The organism is Maribacter antarcticus DSM 21422, assembly GCF_000621125.1.
Taxonomy (GTDB): domain Bacteria; phylum Bacteroidota; class Bacteroidia; order Flavobacteriales; family Flavobacteriaceae; genus Maribacter; species Maribacter antarcticus.
In genome coordinates, this window is record NZ_JHZC01000016.1 from 38106 (window position 1) to 51505 (window position 13400).

The 13400-nt window shown below is 33.9% G+C and carries 8 protein-coding genes and 1 pseudogene; 8 read left to right on the forward strand and 1 reads right to left on the reverse strand.

What is annotated here, in order from left to right:
• Window positions 1–53 precede the first annotated feature (53 nt).
• From Q360_RS26710 to Q360_RS0113195, 8 genes and pseudogenes are all read left to right on the forward strand, one after another.
• The gene (locus Q360_RS26710; protein ID WP_245603259.1) at window positions 54–653 is read left to right on the forward strand and encodes a UDP binding domain-containing protein; all 600 of its coding nucleotides are present in this window, start codon (window positions 54–56) and stop codon (window positions 651–653) included.
• Window positions 654–1575: 922 nt separating this feature from the next.
• Window positions 1576–3573: an Ig-like domain-containing protein gene (locus tag Q360_RS0113165; RefSeq protein ID WP_027077510.1), complete on the forward strand. Its 1998-nt coding sequence runs from the start codon at window positions 1576–1578 to the stop codon at window positions 3571–3573.
• 1149 nt (window positions 3574–4722) lie between these two features.
• Window positions 4723–5835, forward strand: a complete 1113-nt coding sequence (gene gmd / locus Q360_RS0113170) for a GDP-mannose 4,6-dehydratase (RefSeq protein WP_027077511.1) — start codon at window positions 4723–4725, stop codon at window positions 5833–5835.
• Between the two features lie 5 nt (window positions 5836–5840).
• Window positions 5841–6935, forward strand: coding sequence for a GDP-L-fucose synthase family protein (locus Q360_RS0113175; protein WP_027077512.1), 1095 nt, complete (start codon window positions 5841–5843; stop codon window positions 6933–6935).
• Window positions 6936–7012: 77 nt separating this feature from the next.
• Complete coding sequence (locus tag Q360_RS0113180) at window positions 7013–8428, forward strand: lipopolysaccharide biosynthesis protein (protein WP_262493225.1); 1416 nt, start codon at window positions 7013–7015, stop codon at window positions 8426–8428.
• A 449-nt stretch (window positions 8429–8877) separates the two neighbouring features.
• Window positions 8878–9040, forward strand: a pseudogene (locus Q360_RS27450) (DapH/DapD/GlmU-related protein); the annotation flags it as partial.
• Between the two features lie 123 nt (window positions 9041–9163).
• Window positions 9164–10327 (forward strand): glycosyltransferase family 2 protein, encoded by a 1164-nt coding sequence (locus tag Q360_RS23285; RefSeq protein ID WP_051554718.1) that lies wholly within the window; start codon window positions 9164–9166, stop codon window positions 10325–10327.
• Window positions 10324–11493 (forward strand): O-antigen ligase family protein, encoded by a 1170-nt coding sequence (locus Q360_RS0113195; RefSeq protein WP_156950114.1) that lies wholly within the window; start codon window positions 10324–10326, stop codon window positions 11491–11493. Before Q360_RS23285 ends, Q360_RS0113195 begins: the two co-directional genes overlap by 4 nt.
• 42 nt (window positions 11494–11535) lie before the next feature.
• On the opposite strand, the gene Q360_RS0113200 is transcribed toward Q360_RS0113195, so the two are convergent.
• Entirely contained in the window at window positions 11536–13020 is a 1485-nt protein-coding gene (locus Q360_RS0113200) for a hypothetical protein (protein ID WP_027077516.1), read from the reverse strand.
• Window positions 13021–13400 lie beyond the last annotated feature (380 nt).

Consider the following 13400-nt stretch of genomic DNA (forward strand, 5'->3'; position numbering starts at 1 on the left):
GACGTTTATGCTTCGGTCATTACTGCCGTGCGCATTTGACTCCTAACATAAAGATGGCAGAAGCTTCAAAAGGAATTAAAAATACGCAGCGGGACATCAATATTTCTTTTATGAATGAATTGGCCCAAATATTTCATTTAATGAGTTTTGATACCAATAATGTTCTGGAAGTTGCACAGAACAAGTGGAACTTCTTGTCATTTAAACCTGGTTTGGTAGGTGGGCACTGTATAGAGGTAGACCCATTCTATTTGGCTCAAAAAGAACAGGAAAATGGGTGTAATCCAGATTTAATACTGGCAGTTAGGCGTATCAATGATGGCATGGGTGAGTATTTGAGCTTACAAATAATTAAACTGATGCTAAAACACGAGTTGGTGGTAAAAGATGCAAAAATTTTGGTGATGGGTACTACCTGTAATGAAAATTGTTCCGATATCCGAAATACCAAATTTTTGGAGATAATCAAACACCTTAACGAATATAGGGTAAAAACAACCATTTATGACCCTTGGGCAAACCACGAGGAAGTTCTTACTGAATATGATATCACCACCACTAATACCAGACCCAAACAGGAATTTGATATGTTGATCTTAGCAGTTGCCCATAAAGAATTTATTGAAACTAATTTAAGTCCCTTAAAACATTAGTTTATAATGTAAAAAAGTAAACCAAAAAACGGCTATACTAATAGGCTATAAGACTTGGCAGATATGCTAAAAAAACACCCTTTTTCTGAAATGTAGCGTGCGTTATTTGAACTTGACATTGGATGAATGTAAGGAACATATAGTTTGGTACTTACCCCTTTAAAAACAATAGTTCCTAAAACTAACTACATTTTAGTATTCTCGTTTATTTTAAATTATAAGTTTATACAGTTCTTAATACTGTTTTCACAGTATTAACTATTTCCGTATTAGAGTAATCATAGCAATTTCACTTAACCATGTCTGGCTATATTCACATGATTACACAAAGTCATTAGTACAATATCTTTTCTCTATTCGCACAGTATTATTTAACAGAAGGACTATTTATTTTTTTATTAATTTCTGGTTTCTCATTTCATCTTTTTTAAAAAGATGAAATGAGAAACCAGAAATGTCAGTAACAGTTAATGTGATAAAATCTTCTGTGTTAATTTGAATATGTACAGTGATTGCTACAGGTCTCTTTAAAACTGTTAGGTTTTCGTTTACAACCTTTTTATCCAAGCTCCTTCATACCCCATTGGTAGTAATACATCCATACCTTTTGGCATTAGGCATTCCGCAAATGGTAACGTTCCTCTTTTCTATCTGCCGCTTAGGGTCATAAATTACCTGCTTTACGTTTGCTTTTTAGCTACCTAGCTTAGGTGGCTAAAGAGAACAAGAAAATAAAAATGTTAACAAATGTTAAAATAATAAGCTCTTTATCGAATTGGGTCTGGTTAAAAAATCCGACTTGGTTTCAAATTTCGTAATACAAGAGTAAAATCATAGTATTTCATCGAAAAAAACATGAATTACATCGAAACAGTTCAAATTTTAAATACTTTTAACTTCCCAAGTAAATTAACCTACAGTTATGAACGATACTATCAAATCATTAATCTACACCCTTGTTTTAATTTTTTCCACCTTTCAACTTACTTCCTGTAGCAAGGATTCCGACCTGTTAGCAGAATATGTCCTGAATGAGGATTTATCAGAATTTAATAATCTTGTCGTAAATGATAATTTTTCTATTACGTATGGTCAAAGTGCTGTTTTAGATGTGTTGCGCAACGATCAGTTCGCGGACTTAAATAACGTAACCATTGTGAACACCACAACGCCTCAGAACGGTATCGTTATTATTAATGAAGACAATACGTTAACCTACATTCCCAATCAAAATAATTCAGATAGCCAAGAGGAGTCCTCGGAAGGGTCACAGGACAACTTAGATAGTCAAGAAGAATCAGCGGAAGGGTCACAGGACAACTTAGATAGTCAAGAAGAATCAGCGGAGGGGTCGCAAGATAATTCAGATACCCAAGAAGAATCAGCGGAGGGGTCACAGGATAATTCAGATACCCAAGAAGAATCAGCGGAGGGGTCACAGGATAATTCAGATACCCAAGAGGAAACCACAGATACGTTTAATTATACCACAGAAGAAACCAATGAAGGTGGTGATGTAACTACGGAAGACGGTACCGTAACCGTAAATACTAGCGAGCGTAAAATACCCACTACAGGAGCTAATGTGTTCTACGTGACAACAGAAGGAAAAGACTCCAATAACGGAGAATCAGAGGCCACTTCATGGGACATTAATCATGCCTTTAAAGTAGCTAAATCTGGAGACTTCGTACATATAAAAGCTGGGAATTATGGTAGCAAAAATCTAGTAGTCAGAAATTCCGGCACCTCTACTAATCCAATCCGTTTTATAGGTTATACCAATAGCCCGGGTGACTTAGTCAGTGAACAGGGTTCTACATTTAGCTATGGTGAATCAGTGGATGCTTCGAAAATGCCTTTAATTCAAGGTAACCGAACAAATAACGAAGGAAAAGGTGAAGGAATAGTTATTCCAAATAGCTTTATACATATTGCTAACTTTCAAATCAAATATTTTGAAAAGGGTTTACGATCAATGGGTGATAACAATGTTATTGATAACATTATAGTTACCGACGTAGGAGATTTTAATCCGGCCAACTCTGCAGAAAATGCGGATAATGCTTGGGTTAATTATAATGGTGTTGGCATTGTACTCAGAGGGAACAGTGTAATTTTTAAAAATTCTACTGTTGTTAACGCTGGAGCGGAAGGTATTCATGTAAAAGGAGGTATTAGTCAAATTCATTCCTACAATAGCGTCTACTCTGATAATCCAATAAATCCTTGCGATTATTATTACCTATTCTCCTCCTCGAGCAATAACAATACCATTAATAACGCCTTCGTGTATCGACAAAATGGTTTGTCGCACAAAGGGCATGGTCTGGCGTGCAAAGGTGATGCTTCAAACAATATCTTTACTTCCTTTGAAATTGTCAACACAGTTCTGGAACTTTCCTTTAAAAATGTATTTAATAATCAATTTGAAAATGGGATAATTAAGGGAAACTACAATACAAATGAACGTTACAAAAATACAGCCGGAGGAATACTTATTGCTAACGGTGCCCATCATAATATCCTTAAAAATATTAAAATATCTAAAGTTGAAGCAATAATTTCTTTTAATGATTGGAAAGACGGTACTAATTCTCCTTTAGATGCTATTGATGCCGGAAACAATAATACTTTTATCAATATCCAAGGTGAACAAGCTGAAATAGCCATCAATTTTGACGAGTTCTCGAAATTAGAAGGAGTTGCAAGTAGAAATCTGATTAAAAATTCTAAATTTAAAAATATCCATCGTTTGTTTCAAGTTAACCGTCCAAATTCAAATAATTCATTTGAAGCTTGTACTTTCGAAAACATAAAAGTTCTACAATTAACATCAAATGGATATGGATATTTATTAAACCCCAACACAATCTTTTATAATATTACGAAAATAAATTTAGGCTTTTCATTACCTTGATATTATTGTGATTTTAAACAAACTCATTTTTTTTAAAAATTTTAAACACTTGGTTAGGGCATAACTCAAGAATAGAGAAAAATGAATAAAAAAAGTGACGCAAAGATTCCAAATCTTATTTAGTTAGCCAGATAAACGTTTCAATTAGTAATCTAGGATTAGGCCAAAGAAATAATATAATAAGCATTACAAAGTAATTTTTAGATTTGAGTTATCTAGATTAGTTTTTAAATAATTATTATGCCTCTAAATATTCCTTAATTTTATTTTCGCTATTGTGAATTACAAATTTTAAAAACACAGCTATTGTTCTAAGCAATATTTATAAATCTCATGAATGATTAAAAAATGAAAAGTATATTTCTATTTAAGATGGAATATTAGTTACATTATGAAAGACATCTTAAAGGAACGGTAATCTAATACGGCTTATACTGTATACGTTTATTAGGTGAACATCATTATAGCTTTTCAGTGCGAAAAAATTGTATTTAAGCCTTTTTAGCAGAAGTAAAAGGCGAAATAAAAATCACTTTTATCAGAAAATTTTCAAATTACTCGGACTAAAGATTAAAATTTATAATTTTTCTTTCTTGATGTTATCTTTATGCCTGTTTTTGGGGTAGTGCGATATCCCCTAATTGTGGTAACGCGATTACCTTTTTAGACAAGGTCTATGAAAGTTAATATTGCTTGGTCTGAATTATGAATTAAATCAGGTAGTTCAACCAGTTTTCATCTAAAACTGCTAACTTATTTCCCTTTTGAACTTTTAATAAACCAATTCTCCATTACTTGTAATTTGAGCCATATGGTTTTGAACTAAAAAAAATCCATATTGTAACAAGATTTGTCTGAATTAAAGTACTCAAAATCAAAATATTATCTAAAGCCTTAAAAGCAAACTATGTAAATCAAATAGAAGGCTTATTTAACTGGTTCAATTTAATATACTCCCTAAATATTTGATTTGAAATAACCACGAGGACCGTGTGCAATAAATCCGAAACTTTCCTGTTTTCTAATTATGATAGTTTTGTTTCAATCTCTCGTACATTCTAAGTTTTTATTATAGATGTTGTTGAGCTTGAAATATATTTCAATTTTACTGAATTTGAATCAAATTTGACATTTTAACCATAATATACAATGAAAAAAGCCCTCATTACTGGAGTAACAGGCCAAGACGGAGCCTATCTAAGTGAATTCCTTTTAAAAAAAGGCTACGAAGTTCACGGTCTTAAAAGGCGATCATCTTTGCTTAATACAGACCGTATTGATCATTTATACCAAGACCCCCATGTTGAAGACAGAAACTTCATACTCCACTACGGGGATATGACGGACAGCACCAATCTTATCCGATTGATTCAGGAAATACAACCCGATGAAATTTATAACCTAGCAGCCATGAGCCATGTTCATGTGTCCTTTGAAATTCCAGAATATACGGCCAATGCCGATGGTATAGGTACGTTGCGGATTTTGGACGCTGTTCGGATTCTAGGTCTGGAAAAAACAACACGAATCTACCAGGCCTCCACTTCGGAACTCTATGGTAAGGTACAGGAAGTGCCACAATCAGAAACCACTCCTTTCTATCCCAGAAGCCCCTATGCAGTGGCAAAAATGTACGCGTATTGGATTACCGTAAATTATAGGGAAGCCTATGGCATGTTCGCTTGCAATGGTATATTATTTAACCATGAATCCCCTATTCGAGGAGAAACTTTTGTGACCAGAAAAATCACCAGAGCTACAGCGCGTATCGCCTTAGGCTTACAAGATCAATTTTATTTAGGAAACTTGGATGCTCAAAGAGACTGGGGCCATGCCAAGGATTATGTGCGTATGATGTGGATGATTTTACAAGCAGATGAAGCCGAGGATTGGGTGATTGCTACTGGCAAAACTACGACCGTACGCGAATTTGTGCGCCTAAGCTTTGCAGAAGCAGGTATTGCACTAGAATTTAAGGGAGAAGGCGTTAATGAAAAGGGGTTTATAAAAAATTGTAGCAACGAAAAATATCAATTACCCATAGGAAAAGAAGTCTTGGCGGTAGACCCAAAATACTTTAGACCAACAGAAGTTGAGTTACTCATAGGAGACGCGACCAAAGCACGGACCAAATTAGGATGGCAAACAGAATATGATTTGGCCGATTTGGTAAGTGATATGGTAAAAAGCGATTTAAAATTAATGCAAAAAGATCAGTATTTGAAAGAGAGTGGGTATCGAATTTTAAATTATTTTGAATAATAGTAATGGAAAAAAATTCAAAAATTTTCGTGGCTGGCCATCGTGGGTTAGTTGGCACGGCAATCGTGAAAAATCTAAAAACCAAGGGCTATTCCAATTTAGTGGTTCGTACGCACAAACAATTGGATTTAACAGACACGACAGCTGTATCCACTTTTTTTATTGAAGAAAAACCCGACTATGTGTTTCTAGCAGCAGCAAAAGTGGGCGGGATTGTAGCAAATAATAGGTATAGAGGTGAGTTTATTTATGAGAACTTGATGATTCAAAACAATGTGATACATCATGCTTATCTAAATAAGGTGAAAAAATTATTATTTTTGGGTAGTACTTGTATTTATCCCAAAGCTTGTCCACAACCTATGAAGGAGGACTATTTGTTGACTGATATTTTAGAATATACCAACGAGCCCTATGCAATTGCAAAAATTGCTGGTATAAAAATGTGCGAAAGTTATAATTTACAGTACGATACTAACTTTATGGCAGTAATGCCGACCAATTTATACGGCCCACATGATAATTTTGATTTAGAAAAATCACATGTTATGCCAGCTTTGATACGTAAAATTCATTTAGGCAAAGCTTTAGAAAATAATAATTGGGAATCCATAAGGGCCAACATAAACCACCTACCCATAGATGGGATAAATGGTAAAGCAGATAAGGATACTATACTAGAGGTACTAGCTAAGTTTGGCTTGAGCCAATCTACCGATGGCAAGGTACAAGTAGAAATTTGGGGCTCCGGAAAACCCATGAGAGAATTTTTATGGTCAGAAGATATGGCCGATGCTTGTGTATTCTTGATGGAAAATCAAAATTTTATGGACACCTATCCTAGCGGTAGCAAAGAAATCCGAAATACGCATATAAATATTGGTACTGGCGAAGATATATCTATTTCAGATTTAGCTTTGCTAATACAGAAACAAATAGGCTTTAGCGGAACCCTTTATTTTAATCGTGACAAGCCAGATGGCACCTTAAAAAAACTCACAGATGTAACTAAATTAAATAAGTTAGGTTGGAAGCATACCATGTTATTGGAAAAAGGTGTGGGTGAAGTTTATTCTTGGTATCTAAAAGGCTGCCAATAATTTCAAATGAAAGAATAATTGTCCCTAAGTAAGAATAAACCCCGGATATAACGAACAATATGAGTTTAGGAAAAAAAATGTTCACGGGTGTGCTTTGGAGTGCCGTAGACAAACTCTCTACCCAAACCGTACAGTTTATCTTGGGTATTATTTTAGCGAGGTTACTCACACCCACTGAATATGGTACGGTTGGACTATTATTAGTTTTTATTACAATTTCCAAAGTATTTATGGATAGTGGTTTTACAGTAGCACTTATTCAAAATCAAGAAAGAACCGATGCAGATATTTCTACCGTTTTTGTATTTAATATTGCCATCAGTTTAATATCCTACAGTGTACTTTGGATTGCAGCCCCATACATTGCAAGTTTCTATAACTTAGAAATTATTTCATCACTTCTTAAAGTTTTAGCTTTATCCCTCATAATCAATGCTTTTTACTCCGTTCCTTATACGTTAATATCCATCACCTTAGATTTTAAAACAATTAGTAAAATCAATTTTGCTTCTACTATTTTTTCTGGTCTTATTGCCGTTTATATGGCATATCATGGTTATGGTGTTTGGGCACTTGTAGCCCAAACGCTAATTAATTCTATTACTATGGTAGTGATGGTTTGGATTTTTAACTCTTGGCGACCTTCTTTTGTCTTTTCAAAAAAGTCTTTTAAAAAATTATTTTCCTACGGCTCCAAATTACTAGTATCTTCTCTATTGGAGCGTATTGTCAGTGATTTATCTTCCTTACTTATAGGCAAATATCTTTCCACTAAGAATTTGGGCTTTTACACACGCGGAACCCAGTTTACTAATTTTTTCTCAAGTGGCTTAAGATCAATACTTGACCGAGTTTTACTACCTGGCTTAGCAACGGTCCAAAATGATATGGATTTACTGGTGCGGCATGTAAAACAAATCATACGATTAAATGCATTAATTACTATTCCCATATTCTTTGGGTTATTTATTTTATCAAAGCCAATCATACAAGTACTATTAACAGATAAATGGATTATGGCGGTACCTATTATGCAAATTTTCTGTATTGCTCGTCTGATTACACTAATATGCAGTATCAATGTAAACTTATTATATATTATCGGACGTACTGATTTGGCATTACGACAACAATTTTTAAAAATTACTGTTCGGATAATTTTGGTGATGTTATCCATTAAGTTTGGTATTATCTATATTGCTTTAGCGGAACTGCTATCAACTGCTATTCACTATTTCATAAATAGCTATTACCCAGGCAAACTGATGAACTACGGAGCTTTTAAACAACTAAGGGATGTACTACCTTTCTTTATTGCCGGGCTCGTTATGGCGATTATTGTCTACTTTACTACTATAGGAATAGAAAATAATATTCTAAAGCTAGTTTTTGGACCTTTAGTCGGTATTTCAACTTATCTTTTAATGATTAGGTTATTGAAAATTAAAGAGCTTAAATATTTAATTCAAAAAATTAAAGAATTGAAAAAGTAAATATCATAGGTATTTATTTATAATTTTAAAAAATGTTAAAAAGTCTAATCTTAAGATGGAATTGGTCCTTACAATTGGCAAATTATATTTATAAAAAACGCCAACAGCATAGGATAAAACTAAAGTTAGGAAAATCAGTATTTCTTGGATTTTCTGTGGTGTTGGAAGGGCATAATTTCATAAATCATCATACCACCGTGACCAATTCGTATTTGGGTTTTGGCTCTTATGTTGCCAATGACTCAAAAATAGCAAAAACCAAAATAGGCAGATACTGCTCCATAGGACCAAGGGTTATTTGTATTTTTGGAAATCACCCAACCAAACAAATCGTTTCTACGCACCCATCTTTATTTTCCACTTGGGGACAGACAGGGTTTACCTATGCCAAAAAGCAACTTTTTTCGGAGTTTGCGGAACCTATTTCAAAAGGTTCCCCTTATACCATTTCTATTGGGAACGATGTTTGGATAGGAGCCGATGTGCGAATTTTGGATGGAGTTCAGATTGGTGATGGAGCCATAGTTGCGGCAGGATCAATAGTGACAAAAAATATAGCACCCTATAGTATCGTTGGTGGGGTACCGGCCAAACTTATCAAATACCGCTTTACTGAGGCTCAAATTATTTTTTTAAAAGGATATAAATGGTGGGAGAAGCCGCAGGATTGGATTACCAAAAATGCCCATTTGTTCGCTGATATTGAAAAATTCATGAAATACCTTAACGCATCTGATGACCACTAAGCTCGCCATAGTTATTGTTGCGTATAACCGTAAAAATTCGCTGCAACGCTTACTCAAAAGTGTAGGTAATGCTAGCTACCCAAAAGCTGATATTCCTTTGATTATTAGCATTGATTGTGCTTCTGATAATTATGATGTTGTACAGGTTGCCAACGCGTTTAAATGGAAGCACGGCACAAAAAAAGTAGAATACCAAAAAGAAAACTTAGGCTTACGAAACCACATCTTACAATGTGGTGCGTATGCAGTTACTTTTGGAGCAGCTATAATTTTAGAGGACGACCTTTATGTTTCTCCCAATTACTATCAATATACTTCTGAGGCATTGCAATTTGCTAATAATAAACCCTATATCGCTGGCATATCCCTTTATAGTCATCAGTTTAATGTTCATAGTCGTAGTAATTTCTCTCCTTTACTAGATGGTTATGACAATTGGTATTTTCAATTCGCATCTTCTTGGGGTCAGGCCTGGACAAAAATTCAATGGGAATCTTTTTATGCATGGTATATAACACAGGAGGTTTTGGAGCCTCACCCTAGCCTACCGGATAACGTAACCCGTTGGTCAGAAAAATCTTGGCTTAAATACTTTATAGCTTATTTGGTGGAAACGGATACTTATTTCCTTTATCCTAGAGCTTCTTACACCACTAATTTTAGTGATATGGGTACGCATGTAGGAAAAGACACTACCACTTTTCAAATACCTCTTGACTTTAGCAAGGACCCCCAATTTCAATTCAGCACCCTTAAAGAAAGTTCTAGTGTCTATGATGTTTTTTATGAAAATAGAAAATTACATTTATATTTAAACCTAAAAGAAGCAGACTTACATACCAATCTCTATGGTAAAAAAAACAATCAGACTGATAAAAGATATATCTTAACGTGCAAAATACTGCCCTTTAAAATCATTAGAAAATTTGGGAAATCCTTAAAACCCCATGAAGCCAATATTCTGGTGAGTAATACGGGTAATGACCTGTTTTTATATGAAGCTCAAATAGCAGACAAAAATAGTTTTAAAGAGGATGTCTACCGTAAAATTATGTACGACATTAAAAGTTTAAATCGCAATGAAGCAAAAATTGTTCTATTCCAATTGCTAAAGGAGCAATTTAACCGTGGTTTAAAAAAACTGGGACTATGAAAATGTGGAATTATCTTCAAAAAATCGGTCTAATCTATATTATACCCTTTGTTCTGTACTTGATAAATCCATATAGTATGGGATTTTTGTTCGGTTATCTTTTAATATTGTCCCTATTACTGAATGGGAAGAAATTGATTCATTACTTAGATAGGGATTTTGTATTTCTTAGCCTTTTTGCGATTACTTATGCTTTATTTTACGCTATGAATCAAAAAAGTGGGATACAACTTATTTTTATATATGCCCTTTTCCCTGGTTTCTTTTATCTATTTGGGAAGTATCTAGTAATAGATGGTATGACAACAGGCCACTTGGTATTTTTATTTTTTACAATTGGGTTTCTATTTTCTTTGTCACCATTAATTTCTGTGGTCATCAACCTAAGAGAGGGAGGATTTGTTCAGCTTAATCGAGAAGTTCCACTGTTTTGGGATGGTAAAGAGACTAAAGCTACATTAATGTCCGCCTACCTCACCTTTAATATGTGTCTTCCTATTATTTATTTAATTAAGGAACGAAAAATACCCTGGTTAATGCAAAGTATAGTCGGGGTAATTTTTATAATCTCTTTACTAAGTGTATTTCGTTTGGGCAGTCGCACACAATTGGTCATTTGTTTTCTTTCCATTGTGCTAAGTTTGTTGTTTATAATCCCCAAACAAACGGTAAAAGCAAACACGAAATTATTTTTATTTTTGTTATTTATTACTGCTTTAATTTTAAAATTTGTGCCGTTAAATTTGAATGCGGATTATTTCTCGGTCTTAGGTTCTCGTTTGCAAGAAAGTGGTAATATATCCAGTGCCGGTGGACGCTCAGCATTATGGTTACAAGGCCTTGAAAATTTATTCACTCATCCTCTAGGATGGCAAGGACCCAATGTACGTTATGCTCATAACCTTTGGTTGGATGTAGCTCGCTATGCCGGAATTATTCCCTTCGGACTTTTGCTGATTTTCACTCTAGGTTCTTTACGAAACACCCTTAAGGCGGTACGGAAGGCTCCCAAAGAACTGCTCTTGAATACAACGATGTTAATTTTTACGATGGCTTCCATGCTTATCTTCTTTGTAGAGCCAGTTATGGAGGGTCTTTTCTTTTTGTTTACAGTCTATTGCCTTTTTCAAGGTATTATCAATAATTATTTAAAAAAAAATAACTAAAAAAATTAAAACATCCTATTTACATCTCTAAACGTTGCCATTTTAAAATTTTTTAATCCTTTCAAAAAGGCCAAATGAAATTAAAGTGGATTTAATGTACCCTTTTATTTTTTCCTTTTTTGATATCGGATTAATAGGTGCTGATAATACTTCCGGCCATAATAATTTTACAGTTTCTGTAAAGAAAGAATCGTTTTGATTATTTCTGAATTGGGAATCCACACTTAACATTATATCTATGATTTCCCTGTTATTAAATGGTATAAAAATCTCTTGCGCTATATCCCATTCCAACTGGCTTTGTGCTTGCCAACTTCCAACCCTATGTTCCATATAAAATAGGTCTCTAATATCGTAACCTAATTTTTCAACATTAGGTACACTTTTAATCCAGTTTGAAAGTTCCTGCTCTACAAAACTTAAATCTCTCCATCCTGGAACGATATTTTTAATTTGTTCAGCAGTTATAACCCCATTCAATTTACATTTTATAAAATAAGCTGACCTACCAATTTCAACACAATTACCCCTAACCGCTATTCGTTTAGCTGGAAAACTCTTGCTAATGCCCCAAGCTATAGTACCCCAATCATCAAGATGAGAATTTGAGGTATTTTCTTTATATAATTTTAAGAAAGACTCATCAGCTTTTTCTGTGCAATCGATTACATTGTGGGTGTATCCTTGGTTTTCTAGTACCTTTCTTGGAATGCTAATATCAGCTGAATCACTGTTGAGATTTCTGTACTTAAGTGTATAAAAAAAGACATCCTTGGCAATATTTTTAGTGGCACTTAACAAAAGTCGAGAATCTAATCCAGCGGTCATTGCTGCCGCTAATTCAAAACGATTATTAGCAACTTTCATAGTCTTACTGAGTAAATTCGCAAGTGCTGTTACTCCCTCCTCACGAGTTCTTGTTACAATTTTATGTTTTGCGTTTGGCCAGTATCGAATTTCTTTATTTAAAGCTGTGTCAAAATAAAAATTTGGCAGTAATTGGCAAACATTTTGGAGAAGAGTAATTCCGCAGGGTAACCAGTGTTCTTTCGTATTTTTTACATATTGGGATTGAACATATTCTACCCGCTCGGGACTTTCGACCAAATCAAATATCAACTTGAAAAGTTCCGGTTGTGAAGCTAGATGCATTCCATCCTCATTCCTGCTATAATAAACAGTCCTAAGACCACAGGCGTCATGAAATACTTTATATGTTTCATTAGTTTTGGTAATCAAAACAAAACGACCTACAAGTTTATTTAGGTATTCAAAAAAATCTTCTTCATTAGCATTACGGTTAGCAATTTCCTCTAAAAGTTCTTCATTGGTTTTATCGCCGCAATGTGGATTTAACCAATATCCTAAAAGGATAAATGTTTTATTTTCTTTTTGTAAGTAATTCAATTCTAAATCGGGATGCACATATAAATAGCTTTCTCCACAATTTCTAACTTGCCAATTGGACAATACTTCTGTTGGTTTTGGAGATAGTAAGAACTGTCTTCTAAATTTTAGATTATTCATATAATTCTAAGTTTTCATATTGGTTATTTTGATTTAATTATTATAATTCAACCTATATATTCCATTTGTTAATTAGTTTTCTCTTTTAACAATTAAAAATAATTCTATTAAAACACTTAAAAAATATCGCATAATTTACTGTAATATGAATGCTTGCATATAAAACAAGTATTCAACTTACAAAAATCACTGAACAACAACTACAATATCCAAGAATCTAATTTATAGATATTAAATTAAACAATTATTATTTTTAAAATTGGTAGAAGGAACCATAGAAAGAGCCACAAACCTTTTACCCCAAACTTACAAAGGAGAAATTTTAGTTACGGCAGAAGCGTTCAAGGGTTTCGGTTCATTCTTTGGGCTTGCTTAAAAAA

Bases quoted from the DNA above. Each gene is read 5' to 3' on its own strand.
- Q360_RS26710 (WP_245603259.1), top strand. From the start codon at position 54: ATGGCAGAAGCTTCAAAAGGAATTAAAAATACGCAGCGGGACATCAAT.
- Q360_RS0113165 (WP_027077510.1), top strand. From the start codon at position 1,576: ATGAACGATACTATCAAATCATTAATCTACACCCTTGTTTTAATTTTT.
- gmd (WP_027077511.1), top strand. From the start codon at position 4,723: ATGAAAAAAGCCCTCATTACTGGAGTAACAGGCCAAGACGGAGCCTAT.
- Q360_RS0113175 (WP_027077512.1), top strand. From the start codon at position 5,841: ATGGAAAAAAATTCAAAAATTTTCGTGGCTGGCCATCGTGGGTTAGTT.
- Q360_RS0113180 (WP_262493225.1), top strand. From the start codon at position 7,013: ATGTTCACGGGTGTGCTTTGGAGTGCCGTAGACAAACTCTCTACCCAA.
- Q360_RS23285 (WP_051554718.1), top strand. From the start codon at position 9,164: ATGACCACTAAGCTCGCCATAGTTATTGTTGCGTATAACCGTAAAAAT.
- Q360_RS0113195 (WP_156950114.1), top strand. From the start codon at position 10,324: ATGAAAATGTGGAATTATCTTCAAAAAATCGGTCTAATCTATATTATA.
- Q360_RS0113200 (WP_027077516.1), bottom strand. From the start codon at position 13,020: ATGAATAATCTAAAATTTAGAAGACAGTTCTTACTATCTCCAAAACCA.